The organism is Muricoccus radiodurans, assembly GCF_050154705.1.
Lineage (GTDB): Bacteria > Pseudomonadota > Alphaproteobacteria > Acetobacterales > Acetobacteraceae > Roseomonas > Roseomonas radiodurans.
The window spans coordinates 3,983,559-4,004,429 of record NZ_CP189561.1 but is presented as its reverse complement, the minus strand read 5'-3'; the positions used below and the strand labels follow the sequence as shown (position 1 = coordinate 4,004,429).

Genomic DNA, 20,871 nt, shown 5'->3' with positions numbered 1-20,871 from the left:
GGAACGATGACGCTTCGCCGACGCGCCCTGCTGGCCGCCCCGCTCCTCGCTGCCCCCGTGGTGGCCCGCGGCCAGGGCGTCTGGCCGGAGCGGCCGGTGCGGATCGTGGTCCCCTATCCGCCCGGCGGCGGGCTGGACGCGCTGGCGCGGGCGCTGGCGGACCGGCTGACGCCGGTGTGGCGGCAGACGGTGACGGTAGACAACCGGCCGGGCGGGGCGACCATCCCCGGCACCGACGCGGTGGCGAAAGCGGCACCCGACGGGCACGTGCTGCTGATGACGTCGGACGCGTCGATCACGTCCAATCCCTTCCTCTTCTCCCGCCTGCCCTATGATCCCCAGCGGGACCTCGTGCCCGTCTCCTACCTGCTGGACGTGCACCAGATGGTGCTCGCCAACCCCTCCGTCCCGGCGCGGGACATGCGGGAGCTGGTGGCGGCCGCGAAGGCATCGCCGGGGCGGTTGAACTATGGCTCCTACGGCCCCGGCAGCCAGCCGCATCTGCTATTCGAGGCGCTGAAGGCGCGGGAGGGGCTGGACATCACCCAGGTCGCCTATCGCGGCCTGACGCCCGCCGTGCTGGCGGTGGTGGCGGGCGAGGTGCAGATGACGCTCGCGGGTGTCGCGTCAGCGCGGGAGTTCCTGGCCGTTGGCACGATGCGGGCGCTGGCGGTCGGGCGGCCGACGCGGCTGCCGCAACTGCCCGACGTGCCGACACTGGAAGAGGCTGGCTACGGCGAGACGGACCCGCGCACCTGGTTCGGGATCTTCGCCCCCGCGGGCACACCGGCGCCGCTGCTGGAGCGCATCCACCGGGATGTCGCGGCGGCGATGGAGGACCCGCTGGTGCGGGACCGGCACCTCACGCCGAACGGGTACACCGTCCATGTCGCTTCGCCCGAGGCATCGGTCCCGCTGATCGCCGCCGACCGGGAGGCGAAGGAGCGGCTGGTGCGCGTCTCCGGGGCGCGGGTGGACTGATCCGGGTGCGCGGGTGACTCCGGGGAGGGAGAAGGAATTCTCCCTCCCCGGACCCCACCTCATCTTCTTCGGTGAGGCTGCCGCGGACGGCGGCACGGCTCCGCCTTCAGCGGCAGCCTAACAAAGAGAGATGAGTGGGGGTCCGGGGGAGAGAATTCCTTCTCTCCCCCGGGGCCATCCGCGCAACATCTTGGCGCCGGGCCGAATTGCTTTAGGCTTCAACGAAACGAGCTGGAGGCGGGACGATGCAGCGGCGTGAACTGTTGATGGCCGGGGCGGCCCTGGGCCTGGCGCCGCTCGCGCGGCCGGCGATCGCGCAGGGCGCGCCGCTGAAGATCGGCATGGTCACGACGCTGTCGGGGCCGGGCTCCTATCTCGGCCAGGACATCCGGGACGCCTTCCTGCTGGCGGCGGAGATGGAGGGCGGGCGGCTCGGCGGCGCGCCGGTGCAGGTGCTGGTCGAGGATGACGGGCTGCGCCCCGGCCAGGGCAAGCAGATCGCCGAGCGCTTCATGCGCAACGAGCGGATCAAGCTGCTGACCGGCATCGTCTTCTCCAACGTGCTCGGCGCCGTGGTGGGAGACGTGCTGGATGGCGGGGCGATCTATGTCTCGCCCAACGCGTCGCCGTCGAACCTGGCGGGGCGGGAGTGCCACCGGAACTTCTGGTCCGTGGCGTGGCAGAACGACTCCCTGCACGAGAGCGCGGGGCAGCTGGCGCAGAACATGGGCATCCGCCGCATGGCGATCCTGGCGCCGAACTACCAGGCCGGGCGCGACGCCATCACCGGCTTCAAGCGCATGTACAAGGGCGAGGTCGCGCTGGAGGCCTACACGAACCTCGACCAGACCGACTACTCCTCGGAGATGGCGCGCATCCGGGCGGCCAATCCGCAGGCCGTGTACCAGTTCCATCCCGGCGGTCTGGGGATCGCCTTCCTGCGGCAGTACGTGCAGGCCGGGCTGATGGCGAACATCCCGATGGTGCTGGCGGCGCCGTCCATGGACAGCACGACGGTCACGGCGGTGGGCGACGCGGCGATCGGCGTGAACGTGACGGCGCACTGGAACACCGATTACGACAATCCCGCGAGCAAGCGCTTCGTCGAGGCTTTCACGCAGAAGTACAACCGCATCCCGACCTATTACGCGCAGCAGGGCTTCGACACGGCGCTGGCGATCGGCGCGGCGCTGCGCGGCACGCGCGGGTCGGTGGAGGACACGGAGGCGTTCCGGCGCGCGATGCAGCCGGCGAGCTTCGAGTCCACGCGCGGCAAGTTCCGCTTCGGGCCGAACCAGCATCCGGTGCAGGACTGGTGGGCGCTGAAAGTGGAGCGCGGGGCGGACGGCAAGCCGGCGCTGGTGACGAAGGACAAGGTGCTGTCCGACCACGGGGACGCCTACGCGGCCCAGTGCCGCTTCTGACAGGCTGACCGCGTGGCGCTTCTGCTGGAGCAATTGCTGAACGGCGTCCAGCTCGGCGTCATGCTGTTCCTGCTGGCGGCGGGGCTGACGCTGGTGTTCGGGATCATGGGCGTGATCAACCTCGCCCATGGCAGCCTCTACATGGTGGGGGCCTATGCCGCGGCGGTGACGGCGACCGCCACGGGGTCCGCGGTGCTGGCGCTGCTGGCCGGGCTGGCGGCGGCCGCGGCCACGGGGATGGTGGTGGAGCTGGTGGTGCTGCGGCGACTGTACGCGCGGGACCATCTGGACCAGGTGCTGGCGACCTTCGGGCTGATCCTCTTCTTCAACCAAGGGATGGTGCTGCTGGCGGGGCGCCAGCCGCTGTTCGTGGACGTGCCGGAGGCGCTGAAGGGCGCGGTGCGCGTGCTGCCGGGCGTGGATTATCCGGTGTACCGGCTGGTGATCATCGCGACGGGGCTGGCGGTGGCGGTCGGGCTGTATCTGCTGATCCAGCGGACGCGGGTCGGGATGCTCGTGCGGGCCGGGGCGACGCATCGGGAGATGGTGCGGGCGCTGGGGGTAGATGTGCGGCTGCTCTACACCCTGGTGTTCGGGCTGGGGGCGCTGCTGGCGGGGCTGGCCGGGTTGATGGCGGGGCCGATCCTGTCGGTGCAGCCGGGGATGGGGGAACAGATCCTCATCCAGACCTTCGTGGTGGTGGTGATCGGCGGGATCGGGTCCGTGCGGGGCGCGCTGTTCGGGGCGGTGCTGGTGGGCGTGGTGGACACGCTGCTGCGGGCCTATGTGCCCGGACTGCTGCGGGGCGTGATGGCCGGGCCGGAGGCGGATGCGCTGGGGGCAGGTATCGGGTCCATGGGCATCTACCTGCTGATGGCGCTGGTCCTGCTGATTCGTCCCCGCGGATTGTTCCCCGCCCATGCTTGATAGAATGGAGGTCCAGGAACCTAAGGTTCCTGGCGGGAGGGTCCGGGAGGGCGGAGCCCTCCTGGGGTCGCAGCGCTTCTGGTTGCTGGTATGCCTGCTGCTCGCGACCGGCGTGCCGTTCGTGTCCGACGCGCTGGGCAGTCCCGCGACGGTCGGGCTGGCGACGCGGATCGCGATCTATGCCGTAGCGGCGTCGTCGCTGAACCTCATCCTCGGGCAGGGCGGGCTCGTGTCGTTCGGGCACGCCGCCTATTACGGGCTGGGGGCTTACACGGCGGGAATTCTCTACGCGCACTGGTCGTCGGGGGATCCGTTCCTGGGGTTCATCCCCGGCAGCAACGAGATGCTGGTCGTGCTGCCGGCGGCGTTGCTGGTGGGCGGGGTGGGCGCGGCGGTGATCGGGGCGCTGTCGCTGCGGACCTCCGGCGTGCAGTTCATCATGATCACGCTCGCCTTCGCGCAGATGCTGTTCTTCCTGTTCGTGTCGCTGAAGGCCTATGGCGGGGATGATGGGCTGCCGCTGCGGCGGGGGCTGACCCTGCCGGGGCTGAATCTGCGCGATCCGGCGACGGTCTACTGGCTGGCGCTGGGCGTGCTGGCGGCCTGGCTGTTCCTGATGGACCGGATCGCGCGGTCGCGCTTCGGGCGGGTGCTGGCGGGGGTGCGGCAGGGGGAGCGGCGGATGGCCGCGATCGGGGTGAACACCTACCCGTACAAGCTGGCGGCCTTCGTCATCGCGGGGATGGGGGCGGCGCTGGCGGGCGTGCTGATGGCCAACACTGTCCGCTTCGTCTCCCCGGACATGATGCACTGGACGAAGTCCGGGGAGCTGATGGTGATGGTCATCCTCGGGGGCTTGGGGACGCTGGCCGGGCCCGTGCTGGGCGCGGCGGCGCTGGTGACGCTGGAATACGTGCTGTCCGGGCTGACGGAGCACTGGCAGTTCGTGCTGGGGCCGATCCTGGTGGTGATCGTGCTCTTCGCGCGGGGCGGGCTGATGGGGGCGCTGCGGCGGCTGGGGCCGCGCCGGGCGGTGGAGGCGATGCCGGCCGGGGAGCTGCCGCCAGCGGCCGGCACGGCCACGGAGCGGGGTGCGGCGTGACTGAGCCGGTCCTGTCCATCCAGCGGCTGGTGAAGCGCTTCGGCGGGCTGACGGCGACGGACAACCTGTCGCTCGACGTGATGCCGGGGGAGCTGCACGCGCTGATCGGGCCGAACGGCGCGGGCAAGACCACCGCGATCGGGCAGGTGATGGGGGAGATTGCGCCGGATGCCGGGCGCATCCTGTTCATGGGGCAGGACATCACCGCCTTGTCCACGCCGCGGCGCGTGCGGATGGGGCTGTCCCGCACCTTCCAGGTGACGCAGCTGCTGGACGAGGAGACGGCGGAGGCGAATGTCGCGATGGCCGTGCAGGCGCGGTCCGGGCATTCCTTCCGCTTCTGGCGGGACGCGGGCGGCGATGCGCGGCTGAACGCGCCGGCCCGCGCGGCGCTGGCGCAGGTGGGATTGGCGGAGTCCCGCTGGCCCGTGCGGGTGTCCGACCTGTCCCACGGGGAGCGGAAGCAGCTGGAGCTGGCGGTGGCGCTGGCCACCCTGCCCCGCCTGCTGCTGCTGGACGAGCCGATGGCCGGGCTGGGCGCCAGCGAGAGCCTGCGGATGACCGAGGTGCTGCGCGGGCTGAAGGGGCAGATCCCGATCCTGCTGGTGGAGCACGACATGGACGCGGTCTTCGCGCTGGCGGACCGGATCTCCGTGCTGGTGTACGGGCACTGCATCGCGGCCGGGCCGCCGGACGTCATCCGCCAGGACCCGCAGGTGCGCGCCGCCTACCTCTCCGAGGAGGAGGCGGTGTGATGCTGTCCGTGCGAGGCCTCCAGGCCGGCTACGGCAACGCGCCCGTGCTGTTCGACGTGAACCTCGACATCGGGCCGGGCGAGGTCGTCACGCTGCTCGGCCGCAACGGGATGGGCAAGACGACGACGGTGCGCGCCATCATGGGCCTGAACACGCCCCGCGGCGGGGAGGTCACCTTCCAGGGCGCGCGCGTGTCCGGCCTCGCGCCGGACCGCATCGCCCGGCGCGGCATCGGGCTGGTGCCGGAGGGGCGGCAGGTCTTCCCAACGCTCACGGTGCGGGAAAACCTGGTCGCCACCGCCGCCAACCGCGGGAAGGCCGCGAACCCCTGGACGCTGCCGCGCGTCTTTGCCCTGTTTCCCCGCCTGTCCGAGCGCGTAAGTCAGTCCGCCCGCACGCTGTCGGGCGGGGAGCAGCAGATGCTCGCCATCGGGCGCGCGCTGATGACCAACCCCCACCTGCTGATCCTGGACGAGGCGACGGAGGGTCTGGCCCCGGTGATCCGGGCGGAGATCTGGACCACTCTTTCCACCCTCAAGGCCGAAGGACAGGCGATCCTGCTGATCGACAAGACGCTCTCCGCCCTGCGCCGCCTGGCGGACCGGCACGTGGTGCTGGAGAAGGGCCGCACCGTCTGGACCGGCACCGGGCCCGACCTGGACCGCGACGCCGGGCGCGTGCGCGCGTGGATCGGGGTGTGATGGGGCGGGCGACCCTGGGGAAGGCGCCGCCTTCCCCAGACCCCATCCGCCAGGGAACGAGTCCGCTGGACCCCATTTTGACGTCTTCGGCATGGAGGGGCCCTGAAGGCCTCTCCATGCCGAAGGCATTCAGATCGCGGGGTCCGGGGGGCTCGTTAGCCCCCCGGCGGAGGGGTCTGGGGCGGCCGAGCCTCCCCAGGGCAGCCCGTACCCCATGACCCCGACCTATCGCGGCATGGACCCGGCGATGCTGGACGTGCAGTACAATGCGCGCGCCACCACGCCCAACGTGTTGGACATCCTGGCCGAATACCGCGCGCGCACGGACGCGGCGAAGGCCGCGCTGCGCTGGACGACGGAGCGCTACGGCCCGACGGAGCCGGAGCGGCTGGATGTGTACACGGCCGCGACGCCCGGACCGGCGCCGGTGCTGGTCTTCCTCCATGGCGGCTACTGGCGGGCGCTGGACGCGGCGGATTCCGGCTCCATGGCGCCGGGCTTCACGGCGTCCGGGATCTGCGTCGTGGCGGTGAACTACACGCTCGCCCCGAAGGCCTCGCTCGACCGGATCGTGGAGGAGTGCCGGCGGGCGCTCGACTGGGTTCGTGCCAACATCGCGTGGCATGGCGGCGATCCCTCGCGTCTTCATCTGGCGGGCAGCAGCGCGGGCGGGCATCTGGCCGCCATGCTGCTGGCAGATGGTGGGGTCCGGGGCGCGACCCTTCTCTCCGGCCTGTTCGACCTGACGCCGATCCCGCACACGCACATCAACGCCTGGATGCAGCTGGACGCGGAGGCCGCGGCGCGGAACAGCCCGGCGCTGCTGCCCCTGCCCAGCGGCCTGCCCGTCATCCTGGCGCATGGCGACACGGAGACGGCGGAGTTCAAGCGCCAGACCAATCACTTCGCGGCGGAGCTCGCCGCGGCGGGGAACGAGGTGACGGTGGTGCCGCCACGGCCGGGCTCGAACCACTTCGACCTCCTCTTCGACTTCGGCGAGCCGGGGAACCCGCTCTTCGAGGCGACGCTGCGGACGATCAGGGGCCGGGCATGATCCGATGGCTCGCGGCCGCGGCCCTATTGGTCGCCCTGCACGCGCCGGCGCGGGCCGACCGGACGCAGGAGATCAGGGACTTCCTGGCCGGCTTCGTCACGGACTTCGAGAACCTGGACTGGCCGCGCTTCCGCGCCCGCTTCACCGACGACCACACCGTCTTCTTCCCGCCGGCCTATGGCGCGGCGCGCGCCACCGGCCGCGCGGAGACCGATCCCGCCTGGCTCCGCACCTTCGAGGCGCTGCGCGCCGCGAATGCCGCCCGCACCGAGCCGCCCTTCTGGCGGCTGTCGCCGCAGGACCTGCTGGTGCAGGAGATGCCGGATGGTGCCGTGGTCACCTTCACGCTCGGTGGTGGGGCGGGGCCGCTGAACCGGCGGACGCTCGTGCTGGCGCGGACGGAGGCGGGTTGGCGGATCGTTCACCTGCACGGGTCCACGCTGCCGCCCAACCGGTAGAGGGACGCGGGAGGAGGTGTCCCGCCCCCTGCCCTTCCCGTCCGCCGGAGCCCGGCGTCAGCGCGCGGCGCGGCGCAGCAGGAAGAGCGCCTGTTCGCCGAACAGGTTCGCCAGCCAGATGTGCTTGCGCCAGGGCGCCCGCAGCCCGTGCTCGTCGGCGGCGAGCCATTCCTCCACCACGTAGCCGTCCTGATCGCACAGGGCGACGAAGTCCTTGATCGTGCAGGGGTGGATGTTCGGCGTCTCGTACCAGGGGCGGTTCCAGGTCTCGGTGTCCGGCATCCGGCCGGTGACCAGCAGGCGCCAGCGCATCTGCCAGTGGCCGAAATTGGGGAAGGAGACGATCGCGCGCGTGCCGATGCGCAGCATCTGGCGCAGCACCTCCCGCGGGCGTTCCACGGCCTGGAGGGTGCGGGAGAGGACGACGTAGTCGAAGGCGCCGTCCGGGTAGTGCTCGAGGTCCGCGTCGGCGTCGCCGTGGATCACGGCCAGGCCGGCGGCGACGGCGCGGGTGGCCTCGGCCATGTCGATCTCGATGCCGCGGGCGTCGGCTCCCTTCTCCCGCGTCAGGTGTTCCAGCAGGGCGCCGTCCCCGCAGCCGATGTCCAGCACGCGGGCGCCCTGCGGGATCATCCCCGCGATGAGGCGGAGATCCAGCCGCATGTTCTTCGCGACGTAGCGGATGGCCTCGGGCGGGACCGGTGCGGGGGGACGGGACATGGGCGCGGCCCCTACTCCACCGGCAGGAAGATGAACACCACCGCCGCGACCAGGCAGACCATCGCCGCGAGGTAGGTCCAGCGGAGCGGTTCCCCCAGCACCAGGACGGAGAAGCCGGCGAAGACGGCCAGGGTGATCACCTCCTGCATCACCTTCAGCTGCTGGCCGGTGTAGGCCCCGTAGCCGATGCGGTTGGCGGGGACGGCGAGGCAGTACTCGAAGAAGGCGATGCCCCAGGAGATGAGGATCGCGGCCCACATCGGCCAGGCCGGGCGCTTGAGGTGGCCGTACCAAGCCCAGGTCATCAGGATGTTGGAGCCGACCAGCAGGATGGGCGGCCAGATCAGGGCGGGGTTCATGCGGGTTGCTCCGCCCGGGCCGGCGGCAGGCGCCAGAGCAGGAAGGCCATGATGATCATCGCGGGCAGCGCCGCGGCGGTGGTGAGAAGGAAGAAGTCGGCCCAGCCCATCCGCTCGGCCAGCCAGCCGGAGGAGGCGCCGAGGGTCCGCAGCGGCACCGCCGCGAGGGAGGAGAGCAGCGCGTACTGCGTGGCGGTGTAGGCCCGCATCGTCAGGCCCGAGAGGTAGGTGACGAAGGCGGCATCCGCCAATCCATCGGTGAAGTTCTCGATCCCCACCTGGGCCCAGAGCATCGGCACGTCGTGCCCGGCATGGGCGAGCGCGACGTACATCAGGTTCGACAGCATCTGCCCGAGGCCGGTGATCACCAGCGCCTTGCCCGTGCCGATCCGCGAGACGAGCCAGCCACCCGCCAGCGCGCCCCCGAGGATCGCGAGCAGGCCGAAGACCGAGCCGACCGCCGCCACCTCCTCCCGGCTGAAGCCGAGGGCGCGGTAGAAGGGATTGGTCATCACGCCGGCCAGCGCCTCTCCCAACTTGAAGAGCGCGATGAAGAGCAGGATCCAGATCGCCAGCGGCCGCCGCAGGAAGGCGCCGAGGGAGTCGATCATGCCCGTGAAGGGCGTGTCCCGCCCGGGCCGCCATCGCAGCAGCGCCCGGTGCGCCGCCCAGGCGGCGAGGCCGATCGCGAGCAGCGCGAGCAGCCAGGGCAGCATGTCCAGCAGCGCGCCCGCGGCGCCCGCGCCATCGGGCAGGACGGCCTCCGCGGCCTGGAGCACGGCGGCGAAGAGGAGCGCCACCCCGACCAGCACCGCCACCGCGACCGGCAGCCCGATCCGGAGCGGGACGAGGGCGGGCGCCGGCCCCTCCGGCGCGATCAGCGCGGCGCCCAGCCCGACCAGCAGCAGCGATGCCGCATAGATGTAGGCGCCGGCCCAGCCGAGATGTTGCACCAGCAGCAGCGTCCCCGCCCCGCTGGCCAGCAGCGCGCCGCGATAGCCCCAGACGTAGCAGGCCAGGCCGTAGCCCTGCTCCTCGTCCGCCAGCATCTCCACGCGCCAGGCATCCACCACGATGTCCTGGCTGGCCGAGAGGAAGGCGACCGCCGCCGCCAGCGCCGCCACCTGCAGGGGCGCCGCCGCCGGGTCGCCGAGGCCGGTCAGCACGATCAGCCCCATCAGCAGCGGCAGGATGACCAGCATCCAGCCGCGCCGCCGCCCCGAGCGGGCGAAGGGCGGCGCGACCGCGTCGAGCGCCGGGGCCCAGAGGAACTTGAGGGAGTAGGCAAGGCCGATCAGCGCCGTCAGCCCGATCTGGGCGAGCGGCACCCCGGCCTCGGAAAACCATTGGCGGAGCACGGCGCCGGCCACCAGGGGCAGCGGCACGCCGGCGGAGAAGCCGAGCGCGAGCAGGGCGAGGAACCGGCGATCGGCGAACAGGGGAATGCGGCGCATGGAGGGGCGGATGATGCGCTGCGGCAGGGGGCGCGCCAAGCCGGGGCTGCCCGGGCCCGCGGCCATCGGGCTTGAGCGTCAGCCCTTCTTGCGGCCCCGTCCCGATTCTGCGCAGCATCCCGCACCGTCAGGGGGATGGGGAAGAAAGAGCATGGATATCGCCGGCCGCGCCAAGGGGCTGATCCTGAATCCGCGCACGGAGTGGATGCGCATCGCGCCCGAGGGCGGGCTGCCGATGGACCATTTCCGCGGCTACGCCGTGCCGATGGCCGCCATCCCCGTGATCTGCAACTTCATCGGGTCGCTGCTGCTGGGCGGGATGCTGGCCGCGGCCGGCGTGGGGCGCCCGGGGATCGTCGGCGCCCTGCTGGTGGCCGTCGTCTCCTACGTGCTCAGCCTTGTCGGCGTGATCATCATCGCGAAGCTGGTGGAAACGTTGGCCCCCTCCTTCGGGGGCACGGCGGACCCGCTCTCGGCCATGAAGCTGGCGGTCTACTCGCCGACCGCGTCCTGGCTGGCGGGGATCTTCGCGCTGATCCCCTTCCTCGGCTTCCTCGCGATCCTCGGGCTCTACAGCATCTACATCTACTGGGTGGGCGTGCCGATCGTGACGCGCGTGCCGGAGGACCGGCGGCTGGGCTTCACCGCGGTCCTCGTCATCTGCGCCATCGTCATCAACATCATCATCGGCGCGCTGGCCGGCATCGTGGTCGGCCTGGCGTTCTGAGCCGGCGGCGGGGGCTCAGCGCCCCCGCCCCGTCTTCTCCTGCAGCGCGTCGATGCGCTTCGACGCCTCGGCCTTCGTCAGCCCGTCGTCGAACTCCTCGCCCGCCTCCTCGCTCAGCGTCTTGAGGTAGGAGGCCTGGGCGCCCGTCATCTTCTCGTCGCCCGTGGTCCAGTCATCCGGGTCCTTCACCGTGTTGGAACCGGGATCGGGATCGGTCTTCGGGTTCGCGTCGTGGTCCTGCGCGTGATGGGCGGCCTTCGTCGCCATGGCTTTCCCCTTCGTGTTGGCGTTCCCTAAACGTTCCCAACTGCCGCGGGTTGCCCCGGCCGCTTCGTTACCGGGCCCGGAACATGCATGGCGGCCGCCTTGGCGCGGCGGCGATCGGTGCGCCATCATCCCCGGTGCATCGCCGATGCACCGAAGCCGCATCCCCGACGGAGGCCCGCATGCGCCCGACCCGACGCCGCGTCCTGACCGCCGGAGCCCTGATGGGCGGACTGGCGGCGACCGCCCTGCCCCGCCTCGCCCGCGCCCAGCGCGCGGACGGGGTGCTGCGCTACGGGCTCTCGGCCTTCCCGCCGAACCTTCAGCCCTGGGTGTCCACCGGTGCCTCGGCCGGGACGGTGAAGATGCTCATCCACCGGTCCCTCGTCTCCTTCGACGAGCGGGGGGAGTTGTCCGGAGAGATCGCGGAGAGCTGGTCCCGCGACGAGGCCGGCGCCTGGGTCTTCAAGCTCCGCCGCGGCATCCGCTTCCACAACGGGGAGGAGGTGACGGCCGACGACGTCAAATGGACGATCGAGCAGATCGCGGGCGAACGCTCCACTGCCTATATGCGGGCCCAGTTCCAGCTCGTCGAGCGCGTGGAGACGCCGGACCGCTACACGGTCCGTCTGGTGACGAAGGAGCCGCTGGCGATCGTCCCCTCCTGGTTCGCCAACTACAACATGAGCGTCGTCTGGCGCCGGTCCGAGGCGAACAACCCGATCGGCTGCGGCCCCTTCCGGCTGGCCGGGCAGGAGCGCGGGACCTCGATCGACCTCGTCGCCTTCGACCGCTACTACAAGCCGGGCCTGCCGAAGCTGCGCGGCATCCGCTTCGTCGCCTATGCCGACGAGAACCTGCGGATGGCCGCGCTGCAATCCGGCGACATGGACATGATCGAGTACGTGCCCTGGCAGAGTATGGCGGCGGTGGAGGCCGATCCGCGCCTGCGGCTGGACTCGAAGGAGGGGCCCTTCATGGACCTCCTCTTCAACGGCCAGCGCGGGCCCTTCGCCGACCCACGCGTCCGCCGCGCCGTCGCCCATGCCGTGCGGCGGGAGGAGATCGTGCGCGGCGCCTTCTTCGGCCGCGGCAAGGTGCTGGAGGGCATGCCGATCGCGGAGGGCACGCCCTGGTGGAACGCCGAGCTCTCCCGCGGGCACCGCTACGATCCCGAACGGGCGAAGTCCCTGCTGCGGGACGCCGGGCACCCGAACGGCTTCAGCACCGTCATGCTGTCCACCGCGCAGTTCGGGATGCACAAGGACACGGCGGAGATCGTGCAGCAGCACCTGGCCGAGATCGGCATCCGCGTGGAGCTGCGCCTGCCGGACTGGGGGACCCGCGTGAACCTCGGCACCCGTGGCCAGTACGAGATCGCGGTGCACGGCGTCTCCTCCGACAACAACGATCCGGACGGGCTGAGCGTGATCCTCGACACCTCGCTCTCCCCCACCTACAGCCGGTCCTTCGGGCTGTCGGCGCCGCGGACCACCGCGGCCCTGGCGCGCGGCCGGGCGGAGTTCGACGAGGCCAAACGGGTGGACATCTACAAGGACATGCAGCGGGCCGCGCTGGACGAGGTGCCGCTCGTCGGCCTCGCCTGGCGATCGCAGGGCTACGGGATGGACCGGCGCGTGCAGGGCTTCGTGAACCTGCCGGGGGCGCTGACGACGTCGTCCGGCCTCATGCTCGAATACGTGTCGCTGTCCTGATGTTCTGGTTCCTCCGCCGCATCGGCATCTCGCTGCTCCTGATCTGGCTTGTCTCCACGATCGTCTTCCTGGCGCTGCACGTCGTGCCCGGCGATCCGGCGGAGATCCTGCTCTCCTCCGGCGGCGTCGCGCCCGATCCCGCCACGGTCGAGGAGCTGCGCGACCGCCTCGGCCTCAACCTGCCGCTGCTGACCCAGTACGGGAACTTCCTGGTCGGCGTGCTGCAGGGCGACCTCGGCACCTCCCTGGTGGACGAGTATCCCGTGGTCACCGAGATCGCGCTGCGCCTGCCCCGCACGCTGGAGCTGATCCTGGCCGGGACGATCATCGCCGTGGCGATCGCCCTGCCGGCCGGGACCTATGCCGCGCTCCATCGCGGCGGGTTGTTCGACCGGATCGCCTCGGGCGCCGCGGCCTTCCTGCTGGCCATCCCGGTCTTCGTGGTCGGCACGCTGCTGGTGCTGGCCTTCGCGGTGGAGCTGCGCTGGATGCCGGCGGGCGGCTACGTCCCCCTCGCCCAGGACCCGGGGCGGCATCTGCTGCTGCTGCTCATGCCGTCGCTGGCCATCGCCAAGGGGCTGGCCGCCGTGGTGTTCCGCATGACCCGCGCCTCCGTCCTGGATGCGCTGTCCCGCGACTTCGTCCGCACCGCCCGGGCCAAGGGCATCTCCCCCGCGCGCGTGCTGACGCATCACGTGGTGCGCAACGCGCTGGTGCCGGTGCTGACGGTGCTCGGCCTGCACATGGGCACGCTGCTCGGCGGCACGGTGCTGGTGGAATACGTGTTCAACTGGCCCGGCCTCTCCACCCCGCTGCTGCGGGCGGTGGAGGCGCGGGACTACCCGATGGTCGTCGGCATCGTGCTGACGATCTCGGGGCTCTTCCTGCTGATCAACCTCGTGATGGACCTGCTCTATGCGGCACTCGACCCGCGGGTGAGGGCGGCTTGATGTTTCTTCTCTGTGCTGCCCCAGGGGGAAGCGCGTTGGACGCATGCGTCCAACCCCCCTGGACCCCCTTCGCCGCGGACCCTGAGGGCCCCCGGACCCTCGCTTCTGTTAAATGCCCTGGTGGGAGGGAACTCCTCACTTGGCGAAGCTCAAGTGAGGAGTTCCCTCCCACCAGGGCGCCTCTCTTACAGATGGAAGGTCCAGGAAACTCAGTTTCCTGGCGGATGGGGGTCTGGGGGAAGGCAGAGCCTTCCCCCGGGAGCAACCGATGAAGAAGCATCGCCGCTGGCTCATTCCCGCCGCCGTCGTGGCGGTTGTCGTGGTGCTGGCCGTGCTGGTGCCCTGGCTCGGGCTGCCGGACCCGGTGCGGCAGGACATGGCGCGGCGCCTGTCCGGGCCGATGGCGGGGTCGCCGCTGGGGCGGGACGAGTTCGGGCGGGACGTGTTCTCCCGGCTGGTCTGGGGCGCGCGGACATCGCTCGGGGTGTCCTTCGCGGCGGCGGCGATCGCGGGCGCACTGGGCGTGACGCTGGGGCTGGTGGGCGGCTGGGTGCGCGGGATCGGGGAGATCCTGGCGGTGCGCAGCATGGACATCATCCTGTGCTTCCCGCCGGTGCTGCTGGCGCTGCTGGTCGTGACGCTGTTGGGGCCGGGCGCGGGCACGCTGATCCTCGTGCTGTCGGTGCTCTATATCCCCGGCTTCGTGCGCGTCACCTACGCGGAGGTGCTGACGGCGCGGAACCTGGACTACGTGGAGGCGGTGCGGGCGGCCGGCGCGGGGCCGATCCGCATCCTGTCGCGCACGGTGCTGCCGAACATCGCGGGGCCGATCCTCGTGCAGCTCTCGCTCGCGGTGGCGGCGGGGGTGGTGCTGGAGAGCGGTCTGTCCTTCCTCGGCCTGGGCGTGGTGCCGCCGGCGCCGAGCTGGGGGCTGATGATCCGTGGGGCGCGCGCCACGATGGAGCAGGCGCCGCTGCTGCTGCTCTGGCCCTGCGCGGCGCTGACGCTGACGATCCTGGCGATGAACCTGTTCTGCGACGCGCTGCGGGACGCGGTGGACCCGCGGACCGCGCCGGCGCGGGTGAAGCTGCGGCCGATCGACCGGATGCTGCCCGGCCTGCTGCCGCCCGCCGTGCCCGGCCCGCCGGAGGCGGTGCTGGAGGTGCACGGCCTGACCGTGGAGATCGAGACGCCGCGCGGGGCGATCCGGCCGGTGGAGGATGTCTCGCTGAAGGTGCGCGCCGGGCAGACGCTGGCGATCGTGGGGGAGAGCGGGAGCGGAAAGTCCGTGACGGCAACGGCCGTGATGGGGCTGCTGCCGCCGAATGCGCGGCCGACCTCGGGCCAGGCCTGGTTCGAGGGGCGTGACCTGCTGACCATGACTCCGGCCGAGCGGCGGAAGCTGCAGGGCGGGCCGATGGCGATGGTCTTCCAGGACCCGATGAGCAGCCTCAACCCCGTGCACCGCGTGGGGGAGCAGGTGGCGGAGGCGATCCGCGCGCATGGTGGGAAGGATGCCAACAAGCGCGCGCTGGAGCTGTTCCGCCGCGTCGGCATCGCCGATCCGGAGCGTCGGCTGCGGGTTTACCCCCATGAGATGTCGGGCGGGATGCGGCAGCGCGTGATGATCGCGATGGGCGTCGCCAATCGCCCGCGCCTGCTCATCGCCGATGAGCCGACGACGGCGCTGGACGTCACCGTGCAGGCGCAGATCCTGGACCTGCTGGCCGAGCTGCGGCGCGAGACGGGGATGGCGATCGTCTTCATCACCCACTCCCTCGGCGTGGTGGCGGAGATCGCGGACGAGGTGGCGGTGATGTATGCCGGCCAGGTGGTGGAGCAGGGCAGCGTCGCCCAGGTCTTCGCCGAGCCGCTGCACCCCTACACCCGCGCCCTGCTGGCCGCGGTACCGGACGGGGACGAGCAGCCCCAGGGCATCCCCGGCGTCGTGCCGCAGCCCCATGCCTGGCCGCGCGGCTGCCGCTTCGCGCCGCGCTGCCCGCACGCCCGCCCACAATGCGAAATGCCCCAGGTGCTGGAGAAGGCCGCGCCCGGCCGCGGCGTCCGCTGCATCCGCTGGCAGGAGCTGCGCCTGCCCGTGCCGGAGGTGGTGGCATGAGCGTCGCAACGGGGACATCCCTCGTCGAGGCCCGGGGCCTGTCCAAGACCTTCGGCGGCGGCGGGATCTTCAGCCGCGGCGGCGGGGTGCAGGCGGTGCGCGCCGTGGACGCCCACCTCGCGCGCGGAGAAGCCGTGGGGCTGGTGGGGGAGAGCGGCAGCGGCAAGTCCACCCTCGGGCGGCTGCTGCTCGGCCTGCTGCCGGCGACCGACGGCGAGCTGCGCTTCGACGGGCAGGACCTGAAGGGGATGCGCCGTGCCGAATGGCGGCGGCTGCGGCGGCGCATGGGGATCGTCTTCCAGGACCCGATGGGCAGCCTCGACCCGCGGCGCCGCGTGGGGGCGCAGATCGCGGATGGGCTGGACATCCACGGCCTGATCCCCCGCGCGCAGCACGCCGCGCGTGTGGCGGAGCTGCTGGAGCAGGTCGGGCTCGATCCCTCTCACGCCGTGCGCTTCCCGCATGAGTTCTCCGGCGGGCAGCGGCAGCGCATCGGCATCGCGCGCGCGCTGGCGACGGGCCCGGACTTCCTCGTGGCGGACGAGCCGGTCTCGGCGCTGGACGTGTCCATCCAAGCGCAGGTGGTGGCGCTGCTGGACGACCTGCGGCGGCGGCTGGGCTTGTCGCTGCTCTTCATCAGCCACGACCTGCCGGTGGTGCGTCACCTCTGTGACCGGGTGATGGTGATGTATCTGGGCCGCGTGATGGAGGAAGGGCCGTCCGAGGCCGTCTTCGCCAACCCGTCGCACCCCTATACCCGTGCGCTGCTCTCGGCGACGCCGCGGCTGGACCCGGCGCGACGCACCGCTCGCATCCTGCTGGCCGGCGATCCGCCCAGTCCGGCCAACCCACCCTCCGGCTGCGTGTTCCGGACGCGTTGCGCCTATGCCCTGCCAGCCTGCGGGCAGGACATCCCCGCCCTGCGCCCCTTCGGCGCCCCCGGCCAGCGCGTGGCCTGCATCCGGGCGGAGGAGATCGCCGCCGGCACCGCCACCCCCGCCGCCGGTCCGGCCCGCAGCGGCGCCGTGGAGGACGGGCTGCCCGAGACCCTGACGGCCCAGCCCAGCTCGCCAGAACAGCCGACACCGGGCGGCCTCGTCGCGGGGTGACGGGTGCAGTGGCGCCTGGCGCCCCAGGGGAGGCTCTGCCTCCCCTGACCCCTCCGCCGGGGGCCCTGAGGGCCCCCGGACCCCCGCGTCCGTTTAACGCCCTGGGCCGGAGTGACCCTTCTTTGTCGCTGCCAAAGAAGGGTCATTCCGGCCAACGGCATTCCTCAACAAAATGGAGGTCCAGGAACCTCGTCGGACGCAGTGCGTCCGACCCTGGCGGATGGGCGTCCGGGGGAAGGCAGAGCCTTACCCCGGGGTCACCAGTTCCACATCCCTCAGGCCTGCCCCGCCACCTCGCGAAGGCAGGCCGCCTCGGTGCGGCTTTCGGTGCCGCTGGCGCGGGCGGCGGCCCAGGCCACGCGGGGACCGGCGTTGCCGGCGCGGTAGAGGATGACGTCCACCGCGCAGTTCTGTCCCTGGTAGAGCCAGATCTCCGCCGTACCCTCGGGCCGGCGGAGCGTCGGGCGGCCGAGGGTGCCGAGGACGCCGTCCGGCGTCTGGCCGAGCAGGGCGGCCACGGCGCCGGGGGCCCGGCCAGTCGGGCGCGGGGCGCCCTCGGCGGGGGCGGGCGGGGTGGAGGGGGCGTTCAGGCCGGCGATGCTGGCCTGATGGCTGGCCAGCACCTCGGCCAGCACGGAGGCGGCCTGATCCCGCGAGGTGGAGACGCAGGCGGCGAGGAGAAGCGGGGCGAGGAAGGGCAGCGCGCGGCGCATGGTCCCGCATTTCCCGTCAGGCGGAAGCCCACGGCGATCGGTTCACGGGAGGTGGGGGCCGGGGAGCGGGGCGATGCCCGCTTCCCCGGCGGCTTGGCTCAGGAGACCTGCGGGCCGGCCTGGTAGACGGGCGTCTGTGGCGCGCCGCCGCCATTGCCCATCGGGGCGCTGGCCTGGGCGTCCGTCAGCATCTCCATGCGGCCGGAGAGCTGGCCGCCCTCCTCGACCGACAGGCGGCGGGAGCGGGCGACGCCGAGAACCCGGCCGGTCGAGCGGATCACGAGGGAGCCGCGGGCGGTGATGGTGCCGTCGAACACGCCGGCGATCTCCGCGTCCTCGACCTGGACCTCGCCCTTGAAGACGCCGGAGGGCGTGATCTGGAGCTCGGTGGCCTGGATCATCTGGCTCTCGACCGTGCCGTCCACCACCAGGCGCTCGGCATCCGCGACCGTGCCCTGGAGGGAGATGCCCTTGCCGACGACGAGGGTGCGGCGCTCGGCCTGCGGGGCACGGGCGGCCGGGCGCGGCGGCATGGCCATGCCGGGCGCGGCGGCGCCGGCGGCCGGGGTCGGCGTGGTGGGCTTGGGCGGAATCATCGAGGAATCCTTGCTGGCGGGGCCGGGCTGCGCGCCGCGGAAGGGCGGCACGCCCAGATCCGGGTCGCGGCTGGCCGGGACGGTGGTGGGCTCGGCCTCGGGGCCTCCCTCGGCGGGGCGGCGGCGGAAGACGGACATGGCGGATCCCCTCACTGGTCCGTGGCGTCGCGGCAGGGCCTGGGCAGGCCCCGACCGCTCCGGGTCTCTCGGTCCACCGGGGCTATCACGGGCGGGAGAGAGGGCACAATCGCCCGATGACGGCCGAGAGGGTGACGAAACCGAAATCTCTCCCTTCGCGCGGGCCGTCCGGCGGCCCTGGAGGTCGGGCGAAAAGGGCGCTGCGCGCCGGGACAGCCGGCGCCCGCGGCTTGGCGCGGCGGCCCGGCATGGTATGGGCAGGCCGGACGCGGCGATCGGATGGGGGGCTGGGGCGCAGGATGGTGGCACAGGGGGCGGCGCTCGATCTGCTCGGGATCGGGAATGCGATCGTGGACGTGCTGGGATCCGCGACGGATGCCTGGGTGGCGGAGCGCGGGATGGTGAAGGGCTCGATGGCCCTGATCGACACCGCCCGGGCCGAGGTGATCAGCGCCGAGCTGGGCGAGGCGATCGTGACCGGCGGCGGATCGGCCGCGAACACCTGCGTCGCGGCCGCCTCGCTGGGCGCGCGGGTGGGCTTCCTGGGCAAGGTCGCGGCGGATGCGCTGGGCCGCGCTTTCGCCGCCGACATGGAGAAGGTGGGCGTGCGTTTCCCCACCCCCGCGCTGACCGGCGGGGCGCCGACGGCGCGCAGCTTCATCCTCGTCCACCCGGACGGGCAGCGGACGATGAACACCTATCTCGGCGCCTGCGTGTCCTTCGGGGAGGAGGACGTGGACGCGGCGGAGGTGGAATCCGCGGCCATCACCTACCTCGAGGGCTATCTGTTCGACCCGCCGGCGGCGCAGGCGGCCTTCCGAAAGGCGGCGGCGATCGCGCATGCGGCGGGGCGGCAGGTGTCGATGACCCTGTCCGACCCGTTCTGCGTCGGCCGGCACCGGGACGCCTTCCGGGCCTTCATCGCCGCCGATTGCGACATCCTCTTCGCCAACGAGGCAGAGGCGCTGAGCCTGTTCGAGACGAACGACCTGGACGTCGCGATCCGCGGCCTGTCCGGGATGGCCGGGCTGGTGGCCCTGACCCGGTCGGAGCATGGCAGCCTGGTGATCGCCGGCCCGCAGGTGGTCGAGGTGAAGGCGGTGCCGACCACGGTGATCGACACGACCGGCGCCGGCGATGCCTATGCGGCCGGGTTCCTGGCCGCCCATGCCCGCGGCCTGCCGGCGGCGGAGTGCGGCCGCTGGGGCAGCGTGGCGGCGGCCGAGGCGATCTCCCATTTCGGCGCCCGGCCGCAGACCGACCTCCGCACCCTCATCGCGGCATGACCGCCCCGGCCCCGCCCCTGGGGCGCGGGGGCGGCGGCCACATCGCGGCGCTGGACGGGCTGCGGCTGGCCGCCTTCCTCCTCGTCCTTGTGCACCACCTGCCCGTGGCGGTGGACAGCGCGGCCCTGCGCAGCGTGCAGCTGCGGGGCTGGGTGGGGGTGGAGCTGTTCTTCGTCCTCTCGGCCTACCTGTTCTTCCACCACTTCCGGCGGGAATGGGCGCGGACCGGCGGGATCAGCCTCGGGCGCTTCTGGCTGCGGCGGCTGCTGCGGCTCTATCCGCTGATGATCGGATTTCCGCTGGCGGCCATGCTGCTCTGGGGGCATCCGGGGGCCGAGGCGTGGCTGCGGCTCGCCGGGCTGGCGCTCTTCGCCGACAATGTCATCGCCTGGTTCGCCCGCTACAACGGTGCGATCCCGGATGCGCCGCATCTCTGGACGCTGTCCTTCGAGTTCCAGCTCTACCTCGTCATCCCCTTCGCCTTCCTCGCCTTCATGCGGCTGGGCTGGCGGCGCTTCGTCCTGGGGCTGGGGGCGGTCTGGCTCTTCTGCACGGCGCTGCGGCTGGTGGTGGCGGGGCTGGGCGCGCCGCACCCCGTGGTCTGGGTCACGCCCTTCCTGCGGCCGGACACGGTGCTCGTGGGAATGCTGCTGGGGACGCTGGTCCCCACGGACGGACGGCTGCGCCTGCCGATGCCGGGGCTGCTGGCCGCGGGCGCGGCGGTGCTGGCGGCCGGCGCCGTCTTCTTCCAGCTCCCGGTGCTGTTCGAGTTCGCGGGGGCGGCCAGCGTCTACCCCGTGGCGGCCCTGCTCTGCGGCGGGCTGCTCGTGCTCGCCCTGGGCTGGGCGCCGCTGCGGGGGGCGCTGGCGGCGACGCCGGTGGCCTATCTCGGGCGGATCTCCTTCGGGCTCTACGTCTATCACCTCCTCGCGGTGCGGCTGGTGCTGCTGGCCCTGCCGGTGCCGGCGGGGCAGTTCGTCGGCTGGGGCGCCTACGGGCTACGCTTCGCCGCCACTCTCGGGCTCACCACGGCGATGGCGGCCGCGAGCTACCACCTGCTGGAACGGCCCTTCCTGCGGCTGAAGGACCGGCTGCACGGGCCGGAGGGCGCCGCGGCGCCCGACGTGCGCGGGATGCGGGCCAGCCCCGTTCCATAAACCCTCGCAATCCCGCACCGGCCACGCTATGTGTGCGCCGCAACAAGCCGACCGGTCCGGAAGCCTGCCCCGCCGCATGACGCGCGCGGGGTGTTCCATGTTCGGGCGCCCCACGGGGCCGCGGACGCCGGCGAAACGGGCGCGATGGGTCCGGGAGACCCT

General features: G+C 72.2%; 21 protein-coding genes. 15 read left to right on the top strand and 6 right to left on the bottom strand.

What is annotated here, in order from left to right:
* The first annotated feature begins 6 nt into the window (after positions 1-6).
* The 8 genes from ACP6CK_RS18910 to ACP6CK_RS18875 all read left to right on the top strand — a co-directional run bounded on the left by ACP6CK_RS18910 (position 7) and on the right by ACP6CK_RS18875 (position 7,402).
* The gene (locus ACP6CK_RS18910; RefSeq protein WP_426954851.1) at positions 7-981 is read left to right on the top strand and encodes a Bug family tripartite tricarboxylate transporter substrate binding protein; all 975 of its coding nucleotides are present in this window, start codon (positions 7-9) and stop codon (positions 979-981) included.
* Between the two features lie 245 nt (positions 982-1,226).
* On the top strand, positions 1,227-2,405 hold the full coding sequence (locus ACP6CK_RS18905; protein WP_426954850.1) for an ABC transporter substrate-binding protein: 1,179 nt from the start codon (positions 1,227-1,229) through the stop codon (positions 2,403-2,405).
* Positions 2,406-2,417: 12 nt separating this feature from the next.
* Entirely contained in the window at positions 2,418-3,332 is a 915-nt protein-coding gene (locus ACP6CK_RS18900) for a branched-chain amino acid ABC transporter permease (protein WP_426954849.1), read from the top strand.
* Complete coding sequence (locus ACP6CK_RS18895; protein ID WP_426954848.1) at positions 3,325-4,434, top strand: branched-chain amino acid ABC transporter permease; 1,110 nt, start codon at positions 3,325-3,327, stop codon at positions 4,432-4,434. Before ACP6CK_RS18900 ends, ACP6CK_RS18895 begins: the two co-directional genes overlap by 8 nt.
* Positions 4,431-5,189, top strand: coding sequence for an ABC transporter ATP-binding protein (locus ACP6CK_RS18890; protein ID WP_426954847.1), 759 nt, complete (start codon positions 4,431-4,433; stop codon positions 5,187-5,189). The genes ACP6CK_RS18895 and ACP6CK_RS18890 overlap by 4 nt, the downstream gene beginning before the upstream one ends.
* Positions 5,189-5,890 carry an ABC transporter ATP-binding protein gene (locus ACP6CK_RS18885; protein WP_426954846.1) on the top strand — a complete coding sequence of 234 codons (702 nt, stop codon included), beginning with the start codon at positions 5,189-5,191 and terminating at the stop codon, positions 5,888-5,890. The genes ACP6CK_RS18890 and ACP6CK_RS18885 overlap by 1 nt, the downstream gene beginning before the upstream one ends.
* Before the next feature lie 214 nt (positions 5,891-6,104).
* On the top strand, positions 6,105-6,944 hold the full coding sequence (locus ACP6CK_RS18880; protein ID WP_426954845.1) for an alpha/beta hydrolase: 840 nt from the start codon (positions 6,105-6,107) through the stop codon (positions 6,942-6,944).
* Positions 6,941-7,402, top strand: coding sequence for a nuclear transport factor 2 family protein (locus ACP6CK_RS18875; RefSeq protein WP_426954844.1), 462 nt, complete (start codon positions 6,941-6,943; stop codon positions 7,400-7,402). Before ACP6CK_RS18880 ends, ACP6CK_RS18875 begins: the two co-directional genes overlap by 4 nt.
* Positions 7,403-7,459: 57 nt before the next feature.
* Here the strand turns inward: ACP6CK_RS18875 and metW are convergent, their stop codons facing one another.
* The 3 genes from metW to ACP6CK_RS18860 all read right to left on the bottom strand — a co-directional run bounded on the left by metW (position 7,460) and on the right by ACP6CK_RS18860 (position 9,974).
* The gene (metW, locus tag ACP6CK_RS18870) at positions 7,460-8,065 is read right to left on the bottom strand and encodes a methionine biosynthesis protein MetW (RefSeq protein ID WP_426959951.1); all 606 of its coding nucleotides are present in this window, start codon (positions 8,063-8,065) and stop codon (positions 7,460-7,462) included.
* Between the two features lie 68 nt (positions 8,066-8,133).
* Positions 8,134-8,481: a DMT family protein gene (locus tag ACP6CK_RS18865; RefSeq protein ID WP_426954843.1), complete on the bottom strand. Its 348-nt coding sequence runs from the start codon at positions 8,479-8,481 to the stop codon at positions 8,134-8,136.
* A complete protein-coding gene (locus tag ACP6CK_RS18860; RefSeq protein WP_426954842.1) occupies positions 8,478-9,974 on the bottom strand; it encodes an AmpG family muropeptide MFS transporter in 1,497 nt (498 codons plus the stop codon). The genes ACP6CK_RS18865 and ACP6CK_RS18860 overlap by 4 nt, the downstream gene beginning before the upstream one ends.
* Positions 9,975-10,086: 112 nt before the next feature.
* Between ACP6CK_RS18860 and ACP6CK_RS18855 the strand changes: the two genes are divergently transcribed.
* Positions 10,087-10,662, top strand: coding sequence for a Yip1 family protein (locus ACP6CK_RS18855; RefSeq protein ID WP_426954841.1), 576 nt, complete (start codon positions 10,087-10,089; stop codon positions 10,660-10,662).
* 15 nt (positions 10,663-10,677) lie between these two features.
* On the opposite strand, the gene ACP6CK_RS18850 is transcribed toward ACP6CK_RS18855, so the two are convergent.
* Positions 10,678-10,929, bottom strand: coding sequence for a DUF3072 domain-containing protein (locus tag ACP6CK_RS18850; RefSeq protein WP_426954840.1), 252 nt, complete (start codon positions 10,927-10,929; stop codon positions 10,678-10,680).
* Between the two features lie 179 nt (positions 10,930-11,108).
* On the opposite strand from ACP6CK_RS18850, the gene ACP6CK_RS18845 reads away from it, so the two are divergent.
* From ACP6CK_RS18845 to ACP6CK_RS18830, 4 genes are all read left to right on the top strand, one after another.
* Positions 11,109-12,641: an ABC transporter substrate-binding protein gene (locus ACP6CK_RS18845; RefSeq protein WP_426954839.1), complete on the top strand. Its 1,533-nt coding sequence runs from the start codon at positions 11,109-11,111 to the stop codon at positions 12,639-12,641.
* Complete coding sequence (locus ACP6CK_RS18840; protein ID WP_426954838.1) at positions 12,641-13,591, top strand: ABC transporter permease; 951 nt, start codon at positions 12,641-12,643, stop codon at positions 13,589-13,591. The genes ACP6CK_RS18845 and ACP6CK_RS18840 overlap by 1 nt, the downstream gene beginning before the upstream one ends.
* A gap of 268 nt (positions 13,592-13,859) precedes the next feature.
* Positions 13,860-15,710, top strand: a complete 1,851-nt coding sequence (locus tag ACP6CK_RS18835; protein ID WP_426954837.1) for a dipeptide/oligopeptide/nickel ABC transporter permease/ATP-binding protein — start codon at positions 13,860-13,862, stop codon at positions 15,708-15,710.
* Positions 15,707-16,819 (top strand): ABC transporter ATP-binding protein, encoded by a 1,113-nt coding sequence (locus ACP6CK_RS18830; RefSeq protein WP_426954836.1) that lies wholly within the window; start codon positions 15,707-15,709, stop codon positions 16,817-16,819. The genes ACP6CK_RS18835 and ACP6CK_RS18830 overlap by 4 nt, the downstream gene beginning before the upstream one ends.
* Positions 16,820-17,094: 275 nt before the next feature.
* Here the strand turns inward: ACP6CK_RS18830 and ACP6CK_RS18825 are convergent, their stop codons facing one another.
* Together ACP6CK_RS18825 and ACP6CK_RS18820 are read right to left on the bottom strand one after the other, a co-directional pair.
* Positions 17,095-17,532: a hypothetical protein gene (locus ACP6CK_RS18825; protein WP_426954835.1), complete on the bottom strand. Its 438-nt coding sequence runs from the start codon at positions 17,530-17,532 to the stop codon at positions 17,095-17,097.
* A 98-nt stretch (positions 17,533-17,630) separates the two neighbouring features.
* Positions 17,631-18,266, bottom strand: coding sequence for a bactofilin family protein (locus tag ACP6CK_RS18820; protein ID WP_426954834.1), 636 nt, complete (start codon positions 18,264-18,266; stop codon positions 17,631-17,633).
* Positions 18,267-18,565: 299 nt separating this feature from the next.
* Between ACP6CK_RS18820 and ACP6CK_RS18815 the strand changes: the two genes are divergently transcribed.
* Positions 18,566-19,552, top strand: coding sequence for an adenosine kinase (locus ACP6CK_RS18815; RefSeq protein WP_426954833.1), 987 nt, complete (start codon positions 18,566-18,568; stop codon positions 19,550-19,552).
* Entirely contained in the window at positions 19,549-20,709 is a 1,161-nt protein-coding gene (locus ACP6CK_RS18810) for an acyltransferase family protein (RefSeq protein WP_426954832.1), read from the top strand. Before ACP6CK_RS18815 ends, ACP6CK_RS18810 begins: the two co-directional genes overlap by 4 nt.
* The last annotated feature ends 162 nt before the right edge of the window (positions 20,710-20,871 follow it).